This window comes from Knoellia koreensis (assembly GCF_013041615.1).
GTDB lineage: Bacteria > Actinomycetota > Actinomycetes > Actinomycetales > Dermatophilaceae > Pedococcus > Pedococcus koreensis.
The window spans coordinates 129,906-145,515 of sequence record NZ_JABEPQ010000004.1; the positions used below are offsets into that span (position 1 = coordinate 129,906).

General features: G+C 70.6%; 19 protein-coding genes. 9 read left to right on the forward strand and 10 right to left on the reverse strand.

The window, feature by feature from the left end:
* The first annotated feature begins 62 nt into the window (after window positions 1-62).
* Window positions 63-1,211, forward strand: coding sequence for an ROK family protein (locus HJG52_RS16345; RefSeq protein ID WP_171244694.1), 1,149 nt, complete (start codon window positions 63-65; stop codon window positions 1,209-1,211).
* Between the two features lie 45 nt (window positions 1,212-1,256).
* On the opposite strand, the gene HJG52_RS16350 is transcribed toward HJG52_RS16345, so the two are convergent.
* The 8 genes from HJG52_RS16350 to HJG52_RS16385 all read right to left on the reverse strand — a co-directional run bounded on the left by HJG52_RS16350 (window position 1,257) and on the right by HJG52_RS16385 (window position 9,797).
* Window positions 1,257-2,696 carry a PGAP1-like alpha/beta domain-containing protein gene (locus HJG52_RS16350; RefSeq protein WP_171244695.1) on the reverse strand — a complete coding sequence of 480 codons (1,440 nt, stop codon included), beginning with the start codon at window positions 2,694-2,696 and terminating at the stop codon, window positions 1,257-1,259.
* Complete coding sequence (locus tag HJG52_RS16355) at window positions 2,696-3,097, reverse strand: hypothetical protein (RefSeq protein ID WP_171244696.1); 402 nt, start codon at window positions 3,095-3,097, stop codon at window positions 2,696-2,698. Before HJG52_RS16355 ends, HJG52_RS16350 begins: the two co-directional genes overlap by 1 nt.
* 94 nt (window positions 3,098-3,191) lie before the next feature.
* Window positions 3,192-4,601 carry a M20/M25/M40 family metallo-hydrolase gene (locus HJG52_RS16360; RefSeq protein ID WP_346767793.1) on the reverse strand — a complete coding sequence of 470 codons (1,410 nt, stop codon included), beginning with the start codon at window positions 4,599-4,601 and terminating at the stop codon, window positions 3,192-3,194.
* Entirely contained in the window at window positions 4,598-5,320 is a 723-nt protein-coding gene (locus tag HJG52_RS16365; RefSeq protein ID WP_171244697.1) for an esterase family protein, read from the reverse strand. Before HJG52_RS16365 ends, HJG52_RS16360 begins: the two co-directional genes overlap by 4 nt.
* Window positions 5,321-5,347: 27 nt before the next feature.
* The gene (locus HJG52_RS16370; protein ID WP_171244698.1) at window positions 5,348-6,496 is read right to left on the reverse strand and encodes an alpha/beta hydrolase-fold protein; all 1,149 of its coding nucleotides are present in this window, start codon (window positions 6,494-6,496) and stop codon (window positions 5,348-5,350) included.
* Entirely contained in the window at window positions 6,493-7,461 is a 969-nt protein-coding gene (locus HJG52_RS16375; protein WP_240978118.1) for a type 1 glutamine amidotransferase family protein, read from the reverse strand. The genes HJG52_RS16370 and HJG52_RS16375 overlap by 4 nt, the downstream gene beginning before the upstream one ends.
* A 15-nt stretch (window positions 7,462-7,476) precedes the next feature.
* Window positions 7,477-8,706, reverse strand: coding sequence for an ATP-grasp domain-containing protein (locus HJG52_RS20985; RefSeq protein WP_171244699.1), 1,230 nt, complete (start codon window positions 8,704-8,706; stop codon window positions 7,477-7,479).
* A 95-nt stretch (window positions 8,707-8,801) separates the two neighbouring features.
* Window positions 8,802-9,797, reverse strand: a complete 996-nt coding sequence (locus HJG52_RS16385; protein ID WP_171244700.1) for an o-succinylbenzoate synthase — start codon at window positions 9,795-9,797, stop codon at window positions 8,802-8,804.
* A gap of 69 nt (window positions 9,798-9,866) precedes the next feature.
* Between HJG52_RS16385 and HJG52_RS16390 the strand changes: the two genes are divergently transcribed.
* Window positions 9,867-10,349, forward strand: a complete 483-nt coding sequence (locus HJG52_RS16390; RefSeq protein ID WP_171244701.1) for a glutathione peroxidase — start codon at window positions 9,867-9,869, stop codon at window positions 10,347-10,349.
* Window positions 10,350-10,367: 18 nt separating this feature from the next.
* Here the strand turns inward: HJG52_RS16390 and HJG52_RS16395 are convergent, their stop codons facing one another.
* Entirely contained in the window at window positions 10,368-11,255 is an 888-nt protein-coding gene (locus HJG52_RS16395) for a hypothetical protein (protein ID WP_171244702.1), read from the reverse strand.
* Between the two features lie 160 nt (window positions 11,256-11,415).
* Here HJG52_RS16395 and HJG52_RS16400 point away from each other — a divergent pair, with 160 nt between their 5' ends.
* The 7 genes from HJG52_RS16400 (at window position 11,416) to HJG52_RS16425 (ending at window position 15,019) form a co-directional block, all read left to right on the forward strand.
* Window positions 11,416-11,658, forward strand: coding sequence for a CopG family ribbon-helix-helix protein (locus tag HJG52_RS16400; protein ID WP_171244703.1), 243 nt, complete (start codon window positions 11,416-11,418; stop codon window positions 11,656-11,658).
* Window positions 11,655-12,083, forward strand: coding sequence for a TA system VapC family ribonuclease toxin (locus HJG52_RS16405; protein WP_171244704.1), 429 nt, complete (start codon window positions 11,655-11,657; stop codon window positions 12,081-12,083). The genes HJG52_RS16400 and HJG52_RS16405 overlap by 4 nt, the downstream gene beginning before the upstream one ends.
* A 93-nt stretch (window positions 12,084-12,176) precedes the next feature.
* Complete coding sequence (locus HJG52_RS16410) at window positions 12,177-13,124, forward strand: 1,4-dihydroxy-2-naphthoyl-CoA synthase (RefSeq protein ID WP_171244705.1); 948 nt, start codon at window positions 12,177-12,179, stop codon at window positions 13,122-13,124.
* Window positions 13,125-13,144: 20 nt separating this feature from the next.
* Window positions 13,145-13,486, forward strand: coding sequence for a hypothetical protein (locus HJG52_RS16415; protein WP_171244706.1), 342 nt, complete (start codon window positions 13,145-13,147; stop codon window positions 13,484-13,486).
* A 164-nt stretch (window positions 13,487-13,650) separates the two neighbouring features.
* Complete coding sequence (locus tag HJG52_RS16420; RefSeq protein ID WP_171244707.1) at window positions 13,651-14,193, forward strand: type IV toxin-antitoxin system AbiEi family antitoxin domain-containing protein; 543 nt, start codon at window positions 13,651-13,653, stop codon at window positions 14,191-14,193.
* Window positions 14,190-14,450, forward strand: a complete 261-nt coding sequence (locus HJG52_RS20435; protein ID WP_206070986.1) for a nucleotidyl transferase AbiEii/AbiGii toxin family protein — start codon at window positions 14,190-14,192, stop codon at window positions 14,448-14,450. Before HJG52_RS16420 ends, HJG52_RS20435 begins: the two co-directional genes overlap by 4 nt.
* A gap of 80 nt (window positions 14,451-14,530) precedes the next feature.
* A complete protein-coding gene (locus HJG52_RS16425; RefSeq protein WP_206070988.1) occupies window positions 14,531-15,019 on the forward strand; it encodes a nucleotidyl transferase AbiEii/AbiGii toxin family protein in 489 nt (162 codons plus the stop codon).
* Window positions 15,020-15,108: 89 nt separating this feature from the next.
* On the opposite strand, the gene HJG52_RS16430 is transcribed toward HJG52_RS16425, so the two are convergent.
* A complete protein-coding gene (locus HJG52_RS16430) occupies window positions 15,109-15,579 on the reverse strand; it encodes a hemerythrin domain-containing protein (protein WP_171244708.1) in 471 nt (156 codons plus the stop codon).
* Between the last annotated feature and the right edge of the window lie 31 nt (window positions 15,580-15,610).

The window sequence follows — 15,610 nt, forward strand, 5'->3', positions numbered from 1 at the left end:
TACCAAAAGAGAGTGTGGCAGGTTCGTAGGATTTGGGCAAGGGTCCTTACTAGAGTGCCTGCGTGGCCACCTCCACCAAGCCGTCACTCGACCTGCTGCGCCAGCTGAGTGACACCACCGTCCTCACCGCCCTCATCGAGCACGGGCCCTCCACCCGCGCCGAGCTGGCCAGCGCGACGGGCCTGTCGAAGCCAACCGTCACCGAGAGCATGCGACGGCTCGAGGCGGCGGGTGCGGTTCTCGACACGGGCGACCGGAGCACCGGTCGGGGTCGCGCCGGTGTCTATTACGACCTGTCCCCTGCAACCGGTCTGGCGCTCGCCGTGTCGGTGGCTCCGGAGGGCATCGTCGCCGAGGCCCTGGACGTCCGCGGAAAGGTGCTCGCACGTGAGACGGCCGGCGTGACCCGGCCCGCCAAACCCACGGCCGTTGCGCGGGCGCTGAGTTCCACCGCGAAGTCAGCGCTGCACGCTGCCGGTGCCGACCGGGCGCGCCTGGCCGTCGTGTCCGTGGCCGACCCGGTCGACCGTCACACGGGGCGACTGGTGCAGCTGCCGGACTCCCCCTTCCTCGTCGGCACCCTCGACCCCGCGGGGGCACTCGCGCCGGTGGTGGGTGGCTCGGTCGTCGTCGACAACGACGTGAACTGGTCCGCGCTCGCCGAACGGTCAGCCGGTGACGGCGACCTCGACGACTTCGCGTTCCTCCACCTCGGCGAAGGCCTCGGCTGTGCCCTCGTGGCGGACGGCTCGGTGGTGCGCGGCGCCACCGGTCTCGCCGGAGAGGTGGCACACGTCGTCGTGCCGGGTCCCCGGGGTCTGGCCATGGCCTGCACCGAGGTGTTCGAGCGGCTCGGGCTCCACCACGAGGGCAGCACGGCCATCGACGTGGCCGAGGTGGTTCGGTCCGTGACCGGAAGAGGTGCTCGGGCGACGGCGCGGCTGCACGTCATCGCCGATGCCGTGGCCGGAGTCGTCGCGGCGGTCGTCGCGGTGAGCGATCCCTCGGTCGTGGTCCTCGGCGGGTCGTGGGGGACCGAGCCCGCCGTGCTGGCCGCCGTCCGCGAGCGCATCGACAGCTCACCGCGCCCCGTACCGCTGCGCCCCGCGGACGTGCCCGATGCCGCCCTCGCCGGCGCCCGCGCGGATGCCGTCGCTCGCCTCCGCGCCCTCGTCACCCAGTCGCCGCCGGCGGCCGAGACCCTGCGCTAGCAAGCGACAGGGGCATCCTCAGCGGGACCTGCGCGACGGCGTCTGTCATGGCCCGTCCTTCAGGCGCTCGATGCGGTAGTCGCGGATCGTCGGTTCGCGGCCCGGCGCTGGCTCGAAGAACTGCTGGTGCGACTCGCGCCAGTCGCGCAGCGAAGGGTCTACGGAGCGGTCCGCCTCCTGCGCGGTCTGGACGTACTCACGGCTGTCGTGGGCACCTCTGACCGTGCGAGACACGTCGGCGTCCCCGCGCAGGTCACGGGTGACCGTCACCCACGAGCGCCGGTCCGGGTCGGCTCGCCCGTCGAGCCGGGGCACGACGTCCTGGGTGTGCTGGAGGGCGAGCACGGACACCTCGGCCGGCACCGGCATACGCGACACCGGCGACCCCATCGTCACCACGCTCACCCGCCCGTGCCGCGTGCGGAACGCCGGTGACGACGCCAGCCCAGCCGCAACCATCCCACCGAGGCTGTGGCCCGCGAGCAGCACCGGCTCGGCCGTGGTGTCCCGGCCCGACGCCGCCTGCGCCTCGGCCAGGGCCTGCTGCACCCCGTCGGCAAGCACGGTCGACTCCTGCGCCATGAGCCGCACGTCGGTCGTCACGTCGTGGGCCGACTCGCCGGCGCGCGGGTCCCACACCTGCGTACCCGAGATCTCGACCAGCCACGCGGACCCACGCTCCTGCGGCACCTCGACCACGCGCACCCGTCCCGGGTAGTCCTCGGCGTCGCTGAGCCTCGCCTGGTCGCGGGCCAACGAGGCAAGATCCACCGGAGCCCGGGCGCCAGGTCCCGGCGCCGGCTCCGGCTCGACGACGGCCCGGCCCGAGTCGTCGAGCAGGCCCCAAGCACCTGCCGAGTCGGCCAGCACGCGCAGCCCGAGCTCGTCCGGGCCCGCCGGCCCACCGTCGAGCCCGCGGTCCGCATCGTCCCTCCCGGCGAGCCCCGGCCGCAGCAACGGCGCGGTCAGCGGGTTGGTCGCAAGACCCAGCGCCAGCCCAGCCGTGCTGCCGCCGAGGTCGGCCACCTGTGGAGCCTCGAAGAGAGCCCGGTCAGTCACCGCCGCCACGTCGACTCCCTTGGCCTCCAACACCATCGACGCGACGACGAGACCGGCCACCTGCTGCCCCACGAGCACCATGAGGCCCTCACGGGCCGTTTGCAGGCCGGCCGTGACCGTTGCCTCCGACGCGCGGTATGCCGCGACCGCGCCTCGCGTGAGCTCGGCGAGGCCCTCGAGGGCCGCGACGTCGGACACCAACCCGGTCGGCCCGGTGGCGCGGGCGATGGCCGTCTCTGCCCACGCGGCGGTGGCCGGGCTGAGCGGGTGGCTCTGCGCCAGATCACTCGCCACGACGCCAGCGACGACGCGGGCCAGAGCCTCACCCAGCTCGCCACCCGCCGAGTGCAGGCTCGCTGCCGCCGCCAGCAAGTCCTCGAGCCCGACGCTGGTGCCGCCAGACCCACCGGAGACGTCGATCCCCATCAGTCCGGTGACCTCCAGCCGCCCGCAACCACGTCACCCGCGTGCCGGGCAGCCCACCGGGCGGCGTCATCGGCACCGGTGGCCACCGCACGCGGCACAGCCGTCCCCACCTCCTGTGCCGCGGCGGCGGCGTCGTGGGCCACCTCGGCGAGGGCGGTGATGGCCCGCTCCACCGCAAGGGCGTGCGCCCGGGTGAGATCGGCCGCTTCGTCGAGACGAGTCGCGGTGTGCCGCAACCGGATCGCCGCCTCGGCAACCCTTTCGCGGAAGGCCTCCGCCGCGGCCGACTGCCAGGCGACCCCGCTGACTGCATCGACCCGACGCGCAAGTGCACGCGCCTGCTCGGCCTCGGCGTCGAGGCGCTGCGCCAGGTCTCGCAGCCGCAGGGGATCAGCACTCATGCCACCCACTCTGGTGAGGCGACGGCGTCACGGGCAGGCGCGGCAAACCCGCCTGTGGACGACGCCGCCTGCAGGCGTCACCTGTGGATGACGGTCAGGCGTCGAGCAGGCCCCCGAGGTCGGCCATGAAGAGGGCCTGGGCGAGAGCGGTGCGACGCAGCTCGTCGGGGCTGACCGACTCGTCCGTCGCGTGGATGCGCGACGCTGGCTCCTCGACCCCCAGCAGCATGATCTCGGCGTCCGGCACCAGCTCGGCCAGCGTGGTCGCCAGCGGGATGGACCCGCCCTGGCCCGTCGTCACCGGTGGGCGGTCGAAGGCACGTTCCATGGCGCGCCCCATCGCCCGGTATGCCGGTCCGTCGGTTCGGGCGGTGAAGCCGTGTCCCAGAGACACGGGTTTGGCCTCGACGTGGGCCCCGAACGGCGTGTGGCGCTCGAGGTGCTCGATCAGAAGTCGTTGTGCCACAGCGGCATCCGTGCTGGGCGGGACGCGCAGGTTGACGACCGCCCGGGCTTCCGCGTGGACGGCGGCGGTGACCTGCGAGACCGGCGTCGCGTCGATCGCGATGACGGTGGCGGCGGGCCGCGCCCAGAGCAGGTCGCCGATGGTGCCGTCACCCGTCAAGGGAGCGACGCCGTCGAGCAGAGCGGTGTCGTGCCGAAATCGCCTGGCGTCGAACGGGTTTCCGTCCCAGACCCCGGAGTGGTCGAGGCCGTCGATGGTGGTCTCCCCCGACGCGTCGCGCAGCTTGGCCAAGGCCATCAGCAGCGCTTGGAGGGCGTCCGGCGCGGCGCCGCCGAACATGCCCGAGTGCGCCGCCCGCTCCATGGTTCTCACCGTCACCAGCACGCTGCCCGTACCGCGCAACGACGTGGTGAGGGTCGGGAGGCCGGCCTCGACGTTGCCGGTGTCGGCGATGAGGATGGTGTCGGCCTGCACGAGGTCGGGTCGGGCGCGCACCAGCGCCTCCAGTCCGCCGCTGCTCTGTTCCTCCGAGCCCTCGCAGACCACTGCGACCTCAACCGGCCACTCCCCCAGCACCTCACGCAGCGCCCGCAAGGCCAGCACCGACGCCAGGAAGTTGCCCTTGCAGTCGGCGGAACCCCTTGCATACCAGCGCCCTTCGCGCTCGGTCAGCTCCCACGGCGGGACAGTCCACAGGGACGGGTCGCCCACCGGCACGACGTCGTAGTGCGAGTAGAGCAGCACGCTGAGCACCCGGCGTCTACCAGCGACCGCGGTGCGCCCGACGACGGCCAGCGACTCGTCCGCGGTCGGGATGGCCTCGACGCCTGCGACGCCGACCTCCGTCAACAGCTCCGCCACGGCCTCGGCCGCACGCCGGCACTCCTCCACCGGCTCGATCGCCGCGTTGGCCACCGACCGGAAGGAGACGAGACGCGCGAGGTCGTCCCGCACCCGCGGCATACCCGCCTCGACGGCGGCGGACAGACGCGCGGCGAGGTCGGCCCCCGGGGCGCCCTCGCCCTGCACGGGGGTCACGGGACGAGGTCGTCGAGGTAGAGCGGCAGCATCTCCCACCAGGTCGGCCAGTCGTGGTCGTAGGCATCGCCCCAGTCATCGACACGGTTCGGAATGCCTTTGGCACCAAGGGCATCCGCGACCCGCCACGACTCGCCCACGTCCTCCCAGCGTCCCGAGCCAGAGGCCAGCACGACGTAGCGCTGGCGCAGCACGTCGAGCCCCGGCCCCTCGAGCCCCGGGAGGAAGTGCAGCGGCGAGGCGAAGTAGAAGTCGTCGGTGAACCGGCCGCCGATGAAGCGTTCGATGTCGTAGGTGCCGCTCATCCCGACAGCCGCGCCGAACAGGTGTGGGTAGCGGCAGATCATGGCGAGGGAGTTGAAGGCCCCGATGGAAGCGCCCGCGACGATCACCGGCCCCGGTGAGGAGTCGGCGTGGATCGCCGGCACGACCTCCTCGGCGATCGCCTGGTGGTACTGGTTGAACAGCCACCGCCGGTAGTCGGTCGACCCCTCGTGCTGCGCCATGGCCCGACCGGCCGCGCTGTCACACGAGTAGACCTTGACCCGTCCGGCGTCGATCAGTGGAGCGAGGTGGCCGACCAGGTGGTGCCGCTCGACCTCCTCGGCGTCACCGCCAGCCGTGGGGAAGAGCAGCACGGGTGTGCCGTAGTGGCCCCACCGCACCAGCGTGATGTCGCGGTCCATGCGGTCGGAACGCCACCGCTCGGTCACCTTCATGCATGCCTCCTCATGGGTCCACCCGACTCACTCGTACACGAACTTCTGCGGTCCGGGGAAGAGCCACGACAGGCCGTCGCGCAGCCGGTCACGCCAGTCGGCCCAGTTGTGGCCGTCCCTCGCCTCGACGTACTTCACCGTCATGCCCGTGCCGCGGAACACCGGCACCATCGACCGGTTGGGGGTGATGAGGGGCTCGTAGGTGCCGCACGACATGAAGATGCGCTCCACCGGGGCCGTCGGCTTGGCGCGGTAGCGGTTCATGAACTTCACGACCGGGTCGAAGGCCGGGCCCCCACCGTGGTCGGTGCCGATGTCGGTGAACACCATCGACGCCGACTGGAGGAACAGCGACCCGAAGTCACCGGGGTATCGCACCGCGGTCGACAGCGACGCGATCCCGCCGAAGCTGCTGCCCATGAGGCACCGCCCGGTGGGTTCGTCGAGCAGTGACAGGCGTCCCTCGAGCATCGGCACCAGCTCACGCGCGACGAAGCGCGCATGCGGCGCATGGTTCGGGTACTCCACCAGCCGGTCGCGGGGCGGGATGAACGCCGCGACCAGCGGCGCCACGTCGAGGCGGTGGATGAGGTTGTCGAGCACCGTCTTCATGGCGGCGTAGTCGAGGTAGTCCTGTCCGTCGTGGACGACCAGCAGCGGGTACCGCTGGGCCCTCGTGTAGCGCGCCGGCAGGTAGAGCTTGACGGGCTGCTCGCGCCGTAATGCCTTGGACTGCAACGAGTCCTCGACGATCTCACCCTTGCGCGCCTCCGGGTCCTCGTGCACCCACGACGGCTCCTCGTAGCCCGTCGCGACGCACACCGAGCTCGACCCGACCGGCGAGTGGGCGACGATCGGGTTGAGTGGGTCGTTGAACCGCTCGTAGTGCTCGCCGCGCCGCGTCTCCAGCTGGTACTCCACCCGCGACCCACTCGGCAGGTCGGTGGTGACGGCCCACAGCTCGGTGCCCGGCAGGCGCCGCATCGCGAGCGGGTCGGGCAGCCCCACGACCCGGTGCCGCACCCACACCTCGTCGGCGGCGCCACGGAAGAGGAACGTCGCCCGCTCCCCCTCGATGATCGGGGCGCCGTGTCGCGCGATGAACCGGTCGATCACCGCGCCGTCGGCGGGCAGCCGTTCGCGCAACCGGTTGATCGCCAGGCGTCGCGTGTTCATGACAGTGCCCTCTGGGTGTCGTGGACGGCTCCATCGGTGCCGAGGATGCGCGCACCGACGGGCAGTGCACCGTCCGCGCCGACCTCGATGGCGGTGCCGTCGTCGAGCAGCAGGCAGTGCTCGTCGGTGAACCGTCGCGCCATCACCGCCATCCGCGGGTGGTCGTCGAGCCGCAGCCGTCGCCGTGCGTGCGGCAGGGCAACCACTCCCGGCACCCGTCCGAGCCCGCGGTCGAACACCTCGGCCTCCTGCGCCCCCTCCGGTCCGTAGTCGTGGAACAGCACCACCCGGTCGGTCAGCGCCATCGCACCGGCCGACCAGGCGATGACCGGCAGCTCGTCGGGGATGCGAATCGCGAACAGCCGCAACACTCGCAACAGTGTCCCGACGTTGCCTCCGGGCATGACGAGCGCCGCCGCACCGTCCAGGAGCGCGCCGATCTCCCCGCGGTGCCATCCGATCACGCCGCTCGCCACCAACGGCGCCCGCTCGTCGAGCTCGCGGTAGAGCTCCTTGAGCTGCGCGGCATACCAGGCGTCGACGTGCCTCACCTCCGCGACCGCGTCGTCGAGGGCCCCGTATGCCGCGAGCTCACCGTCTGCGGACCCGTCGCCCGGCGCTCGGCGCGCGGCGTCGCGTACGCGGCGCTGCACGGCATACGCGGCGTCGAGGGCGAACCCGAGGCGCAGCCGGTAGAGAGCGAGGAGCGCGTCGTGCCGGTCGCGGAAGGTGAGGGCGGCCGCAGCGAACGCCGCGTCCTTGGCGAGCACGTCGAGCAGCCGGTGGTGCAGCCGCAGATGGCTGGTGTTGCCGCCGAGCACCTGGTCGAGCTCGGCGACGTCGTCCTCGCGCTCCTCCCACCCGGCGTTGATGGTGGCGACGGGGCCATCGACGCCGAGCGAGCGGAGGGCGGTGCCGGCGGTCGTCATGAAGCGCTGCGGGCCGAGCAGGACGGTTCGCATCATTGGGGCCTGGGCGCCTCAGCCGGCGACCGCGTGGACCTGGACCGTGCGGCCCACGTCGTCGAGCATGGCGCGCAGGGTGTCGTAGTCGGGGTGGCGCATCCGCACGTAGGCGTTGGCCATGTAGCCCGCCTCGACCGGCTGGGTGAGGTGGCCGTCCGGCGGGAAGTAGGCGTCGATCACCCACTCGTTGTAGCGGTCGCGGATCTCGTGCAGGCCGCTGTGGCCGACGATGCGACCGTCGCGGTCGGGGCGCAGGGCCACGATGCCGGCGGAGTAGGGACGCGTCATGGCGTGCTCGGGAGTGCCGTGGACGATGACGTGCGCCCACTCGCGGTAGACGTCGACGTCGTTGCTGGCCGAGTAGAGGTCCCAACAACCCACGCCCGGGGGACGCGCCCCAATCTCGGAGAACCGCAGCCCCTTGGGCCCGTAGAACCACTCCATGTGGGTGGCACTGGTGCCGATGTCGAGTGCCTCGATGACGCGCTGGCCCATCTCGGCGACCTCCCCGTAGAAGGGTGAGTCGGCCATCCGGTTGGTGGTGACGAACTGGGGTGAGATCCAGCGGGTTCGCATGGCCTCCAACACATTTGGGTAGTAGTGGGTCGTCCAGTCATGGACCACCCGGCCGCTCTCGGCGATGGTGTCGTAGAACCCCTCGTGGCCCTCGACGAACTCCTCGATGGCGATCGACGTCGAGCCGTGCGCCCCGAACTCGGTGAGCGCGTGGGCCAGCTCGGTGTCGTTGTCGACACGCATCGTGTCCTTGGCGCCGGCACCGTCGCGCGGCTTCAGGATGAGGGGGTAGCCGATCCGCTCGGCGAACTCCCAGGCCTCGTGGGCGTGGTCGACCGCCGCCGACGCCGCCGTCGGGACTCCCGCCTCACGCAGGGCCGCCTTCATCGACGGCTTGTCGCGGCACAGCCACGTCGTCTTGACCGACGTGCCGGGTATGCCGGTCGCCTCGCGCACCTGCGCGGCCGTCATGGTGTGCGCCTCGACGGTCGCCTCGAGCTTGTCGACCCAGACCTTGGACTGGATGTAGCGGGTCGCCTCGAGCATCTCGCGCAGGTTCGTGACCGACCCGACCTTGTAGTAGCCGCCCATCGCCCCGCGCAGCTCGTCGTCGAGCGCCCACTCGTCGGACTCGCCGATGCCGATGACGTTCGCCCCCACCGAGGCGAGGGCGAGGGCGAACCGGCGCTGGTTGGCCGGGAAACCCGGCTCGACGAAGACGATGTTCACAGGCCCGACTGTATTGCCGCCGCCTGCCCGTGTCCTGTGCGCTCCCGTGCGCTCCCTGTGCTTGCGTCTGCGTGAACGGCGGCTATGGCCGCCGTTCACGCAGACGCAAGCACGTCGTATGCCGCGGTGACCCGTTCGCGCCACCACCGCACCCGCGCCGGTGGCGCGGCCCAGCGTTCGAGCAGCTCGTCGTCGACCTGCACAGTTCCCACGGGCAGCCGCCCACCGTGGGGCTCGAGCGGCTCGGCACTGACGTCACCGGCCAGCAGCGCCACCGTGCCGAGACCACAGTCGTGCGGGAGGTAAGGCAGCGCTGCAGCCAGCGCGACACCGGCGCTGATGCCGACGGAGGTGTCCAGTGCCGACGACACCACGGCCGGCAGTCCGGACTCGGCCACGATGTCGAGCGCCCGAGCCACGCCACCGAGCGGCGCGACCTTGACGACCACGATGTCGGCCGCTTCCTCGCGCGCCACCCGCAACGGGTCCTCAGCCTTGCGGATGGACTCATCGGCAGCAATGGGCACATCGATTCCGTTGCGTGCCAACACCTTTCGCAGGGTTGCCAGCTCTTCCACGCTCGAGCACGGCTGCTCGGCATACTCCAGGTCGTATGCCGCGAGCGTCGCGAGCGCGTCCCTCGCCTGGGCGACCGACCAGCCGCCGTTGGCGTCGATGCGAATCCGTGCGTCACGCCCCATCACCCGGCGCACCTCGGCCACCCTCGCGACGTCGTCGCGCAGCGTCTGGCCGGCCTCGGCGACCTTGACCTTGGCCGTGCGGCACCCGTCGAACCGGGCGATGACGTCCAGGACCCGCTCCGGCGGCACCGCCGGCACCGTCGCGTTGACGGGGACGACGTCGCGCACGGGCACCGGCCACCCGGCATACCCGGCCTCGATGGCGGCGGCGAGCCAGCGCGACGCCTCCGGCGGCGCGTACTCGAGGAAGGGCGAGAACTCACCCCACCCGGCCGGGCCGAACAGCAACGCGGCCTCGCGGGCCTCGACCCCCCGGAAGCGGACCCGCATCGGGATGGCCACCACCCGCAGGCCGTCGAACAGGTCGTCGAGGGCGGGCAGCGCGGGCACCCCCCAACCGTATGCCGGTCGGTTCCGAATACCGTGAGCAGGACCACCGACCTCCGGCGAAGGAGCCCCATGACCACGCTGTCCGACTTCACTGCTGCTCGGCTCGACGGCACCGACGAGAGCCTCGCCGACTACGCCGGCAAGGTCGTGCTCGTCGTCAACACCGCCAGCGAGTGCGGTTTCACGCCGCAGTTCGAAGGCCTGGAGAAGCTGTACGAGCAGTACGCCGACCAGGGGCTGGTGGTGCTGGGCTTCCCGTGCAACCAGTTCGGCGGCCAGGAGCCGGGCGACTCCGAGCAGATCGGCGCCTTCTGCCAGAAGAACTACGGCGTGACGTTCCCGATGTTCGCCAAGATCGACGTCAACGGCCCGGACACCCACCCGCTCTACGAGTGGCTCAAGTCCGAGAAGGGCGGCCTGCTCGGCGACAAGATCAAGTGGAACTTCACCAAGTTCCTCCTCGGCCGCGACGGCCAGGTCATCAAGCGCTACGGCTCGACCACCAAGCCCGACGCCATCTCCGGCGACATCGAGAAGGCCCTCGCCGCCTGAGCGGTCGCCGGCCGGGGCTCAGCCCGTGGCCGATGCGGTCGCCGACGCTCCGGCCTCGGCGTCGGCGAGGTCCCGAGCCCGCAGCAGGTGCCGCCGGAACGTGCCCGTGAGGAAGTCGGCAGAGCCGAGGTTCCACACGTCCGGCGTCGAGCTCTTCGTGCCCAGACGCGAATGCCAGGCGGTCACCGGCTCCACCCCGGCGACCGCGTGCGCGAAGCGGCGGGCCCGCTCCTGGGGCGACGACTTCAGACCGACCCAGCGGTAGAAGACGGTGGCCGACAGGGCCCGGCCGGCGCCCACGAGGTCGTTGCCCTTCGCGACGGCGTAGAGCAAGGCCGCGGCGGCGCTGTCGTCGCGGTCGCTGCCGGTCAGCAGCGCGGGCTCCGCGACCACGGCACGCACCCCGAGACGCCGGCAGGCCGTGCGCACCTCGGCGCCGAAGAGGTCCAGAGCCCACGTGTCGGTGCGCTCGAGGATGGCCCCGAGCCGCTCGCGCAGCTCGGCCCGCACGTCGTCGAGGGTGGCCGGCTCGTCCTCGGGCAGCGGCGTGCTGTCGAGGCGCTCGAGCGCCTCGGCGCCGCCCACGAGCATGCGCAGCCAGGTCCGTTGCAGCTCGTGCCGTGGCTGGGCGGGCACCTCCACGATGCGTTCGCGCGGCGGTGCTGCGGGTGACCCTCGGCCCAGCTCCCGCGCCACCCGCTCGTAACCGCTCCCCTTCACCGGCTTGCGCACGGTGTCGACCAACTCGTCGTTGATCAGGACCAGCATCGTGAGCGAGCCGAGGTCCCGGTGCTCGTCGTAGTGGTCGTAGCTCGCATAGCTGTCGTACCAGCCATCGCGTTCGGGGAAGTCCACGACCCGGTCGTCGTATCCCCAGCCGTCCCCGCCGTACCCCTGCCCATCCATACCTGTCCCCGTCCGTCGTGACGCCCACCCGGGCATCGCCTCCCTCGAGGCTGGCATGCGCAGCGAGGCTGTTCGGAGTTGTCCACAGGATTCTTTTCCGCACACCGCATCATGATGCACATGGCTGATGCAGTGATGCGGTCGCCGTAGACTGTCAGGCATGCGCACCACGATCACGATCGACGACGAGCTCCTGGCTGAGGCCAAGCAGCTCGCCGCGCGCACCCACCGCACCGTCAGCTCGGTTCTCGAGGACGCCCTGCGCGAGCAGCTTGCTCGGCGCGAAGAGGCCGCGACCGAGCGCTGGGTGATGCCCAGCTTCGACGGTGGCGGCTTGTTGGTCGACATCCTCGACAAGGAGGCGCTCGCCGACGCCTTGGGCGACAACGACCGCTTGCCGTGATCATCTTCGACGTCAACGTCTTCGTCTACGCCCTCGACCCCGAGGGCGCGTTCCATGATCGCGCCCTCGCGGCCCTCGAGGAGGGCCTGAACGGTGGCGAGCCGGTGGGCTTGGTCGAGACGACCTTGATCTCGACCGCCCGCATCGTCACGCACCGTCGGCTCATGCGCAGGCCGCTCAACACCGACCAGGCCCTGCAGTTCTGCGCGAGCCTGCGCGACGCGCCCAGGTCAGTGCGGCTCGACTCGACCACGGATTCGTGGTCACGGTTCGCCACCCTGGTGACCAACCTCGGGTTGCGCGGCCCAGACCTCAGCGACGCGTGGCTGGCCGCGGTGGCGATCGCTCACCGCGCGCGATTCGTCACTTTCAACCGCGGCTTCCGCCGCTTCCCCGGGCTCGACGTCGAGGTGCTGGACGCCTGACCTGCGCCGGTCGCGGCCAGGACGCACGGCGAGGTATGCCGCGTGGGCGACCACGCGGCATACCTCGCCCTGGGCGCGGTTAGGCTCGCGCAGGTGAGCGCACTCCCCCAGGTCAGTGACACCTTCGACGCGTCGGCGTGGGACGAGGTGCCCGGGTTCGACTTCACCGACATCACCTACCACCGCGCCAAGGACGTCGGGGCGGTGCGGATCGCGTTCGACCGGCCCGAGGTGCTCAACGCGTTCCGGCCGCACACGGTCGACGAGCTCTACACCGCGCTCGACCACGCGCGACGCACCCCCGACGTGGGCTGTGTGCTCGTCACGGGCAACGGTCCCGGGCCGGAAGGCACTGGCAGCCAAGGGAAGTGGGCGTTCTGCACCGGCGGCGACCAGCGCATCCGCGGGCGCTCGGGCTACCAGTACTCCAAGGACCTCACCGACGACACGGCCGGCAACATCGACGAGCGGCGGGTCAAGGCCGAGGGCGGGCGGTTGCACATCCTGGAGGTGCAGCGGCTGATCCGCACCATGCCCAAGGTCGTCGTCGCGGTCGTGCCGGGGTGGGCGGCCGGCGGCGGGCACTCGCTGCACGTCGTGTGCGACCTCACCATCGCGAGCCGCGAGCACGCGCAGTTCAAGCAGACGGATGCTGACGTGGGCTCGTTCGACGGCGGGTACGGATCGGCTTACCTGGCAAGGATGGTCGGCCAGAAGTTCGCCCGCGAGATCTTCTTCCTCGGGCGCACCTACTCCGCCGACGACATGCACCGGATGGGCGCGGTCAACCTCGTTGCTTCCCATGGCGAGTTGGAGTCGACGGCGCTCGAGGTGGCGCGCGAGGTCCTGGGCAAGAGCCCGCAGGCCCAGCGGATGCTGAAGTTCGCGTTCAACCTCGTCGACGACGGGCTCATGGGCCAGCAGGTGTTCGCCGGCGAGGCGACGCGGCTCGCCTACATGACCGACGAGGCCGTCGAGGGGCGCGACCAGTTCCTCGAGAAGCGCGACGCCGACTGGTCGCCGTTCCCCTGGTACTTCTGACCCGACGGCATACTGCGCCCATGGAGACGGTCACCCTGTGGCGTCCAACCGGGCCTGAGGAGCTCGCACTGGTGGAGGCCTCCGGCTGGCGCGCCTGGCCGCCCAGGTTGCCGGACCAGCCGATCTTCTACCCAGTACTGAACGAGGACTACGCCGTGAGGATCGCCCGCGACTGGAACGTCAAGGCGAGCGGTGTCGGCTACGTGACGCGCTTTGAGGTCGAGAAGGACTTCCTCGACAGGTACGACGTCCAGCAGGCGGGCGGCCAGACGATCCTGGAGTACTGGATCCCTGCTGAGGATCTGGTGGAGTTCAACCGGCACATCGTTGGCTTGATCGAACTCGTTCGCGAGTTCCGATGACTGACTCGATGGGACCTCCCGAACGGGCGCTCGCGGGACCGCGATCCCTCGGATTGCTTTCCCTACCCGCGCCGATCAGGTGATGCGCCTTCGGAAGAGCACCGCATTTGCTCCAGCCAAGGCAGATCATGTCACAACACTACTGCTTTCGGTATAGTTGTGACATGGTCGTCGGGGTGAAGTACCGAAATGTCGTGCGCGAAATCGCGCTCGATCACTACGGCTACGTCACCACGAAGCAGGCGGCCGAGGCGGGTGTCCCAGCCGTCGAGCTCCCGAAGCTTGCTGCTCGCGGTGGTCTGGAGAACGTTGCCTATGGGCTCTATCGACTGCCGGATGCGCCTGCCACCCCCTTCGCGCAGTTCGCCGAGGCGCTACTGCGTGCGGGCGAGGGGTCGTATCTCCACGGCGACTCGGTACTGGCGTTGTTCGGGCTCGCAGACGTGAACCCTCGACGGATCAGGGTCGCGGTCCGGAAGCGAGCCAGGCCGAAGCTGCCGCCGTTCATCGACCTGACGCTGGTGAAGGGCGATGTCGTCACGACGCAGTACGAGGGACTGGAGTCGCAACGCGTTGCGGATGCGATCCTCGAGTGCCGTGGGCGGATCGAGCGGAGCCGCCTGATGGAGGCTGCCGAGGAAGCGCGGAAGGAAGGCTTGGTGACCACCAAGGAGTGGCAGCGGGTCAGGAAGGAACTCCGGTCGTGAGCTACGCCGATTTACCGAACAGTGTCCGGTCGTTGGAGCAGCGGATCCGCAACCTCGAGGGCAGCGATGATCTCGCCATTCGACGACGCGTCGGCATGGCTCTCGTCGTGGTCGGCCAGATGCTCCCGGAGGGAGCGATCAAGGGCGGCAGCGCGATGGCGCTTCGCTATGGCCGAGGGACGCGGTTCACCCAGGATCTCGACGCGCTCGTGTTCAGCCATTGGCCCGGTTTCGAAGTGACTTTGAGGACTCGCTGACTGTCGGCTGGGCGGGCTTCACCGGCAGGCTGATCGAGAAGGCTGCACCCCGGCCACCCGGAGTGCCAACGGCGTACGTCATGCAGCCGTTCGACGTGAAGCTCGACTACCGTGGACGACCTTGGTGCACAGTGAGGTTCGAGCTCGGCCACAACGAGATTGGCGATGCGGACGAGCCGGAGTACCAGCTCGCTGACGACCTCGCGCAGTTGTTTACCGAGGTCGGGCTCGAAGCACCGAAGCCCGTGCCCGTGATGCGCGTGGATCACCAGGTCGCGCAGAAGCTCCACGCCGTGTCGGGACCCGGGAGCGAGCGTGTGCGCGACCTTGTCGACCTTCAATTGTTGGAACAAGGGGAGGATCTTGACCTCGCGCAGGTCGGGACCAAGTGTGTCCGACTTTTCGAGTACCGGCGCCAGCAGCCATGGCCGCCGACCGTCGTCAGCGGCGATGGCTGGGCCACGCTCTATGAGGCGGCAGTTGAGGACATCGACGTGCTCCCCGACGTCGACGATGCCGTCGCTTGGGTAAATGAGTTCGTTCAGCGCATCGCTAACGGCGGTGACTGACGGCGGTCAGCCGCATAGTGCCGTCATCGTCACCAACAGCCCCTGAGCGTGCCGCGGTTTCCCCTGGTGCCTCTGAGCCTTGCCGACAGCTAGCCCGAGCCGCCGAGGTCGACCTGGAACGCCTCGTAGACGAGGTCCGCACCGGTCTGCCGGTGCCGCACCAGCTGGCCCATCAGCGTGGTGACCTCCTCGCGGAACGCCGGCAGGTCGCCCATCGTGCCGCCGTGCTCGAGCACCGCGAGATAGCCGGCGATGTCCTCGGCGTACTGCGCGTGCTCCCCCGTCAGCCGGTCGACGGCCGCGATGAGCCGCGGGGCGCTGCGCCGCACCGAGTCGTAGATGCCGCCCTCGCGTTCGGTCAGGTCGACGTGGTCGCGGAAGTCATGGCTCAGCTCGGCCAGCGCCGCCCGCACGCGCTCGCGCCACGCCCCGCCCTTGGCGATCGGCGAGGCCAGCGCCTCGTCCACGGCCGCGACCGAGTCGCGCAGCTCGGCGCGGTGTGCACGCACGCGTTCGATGTATGCCGCGAAGTCCGTCTTCGTCGTCGTGTCGCCGCCCATGACCAACCGCCTTCCGACCTCCCCATGGTCG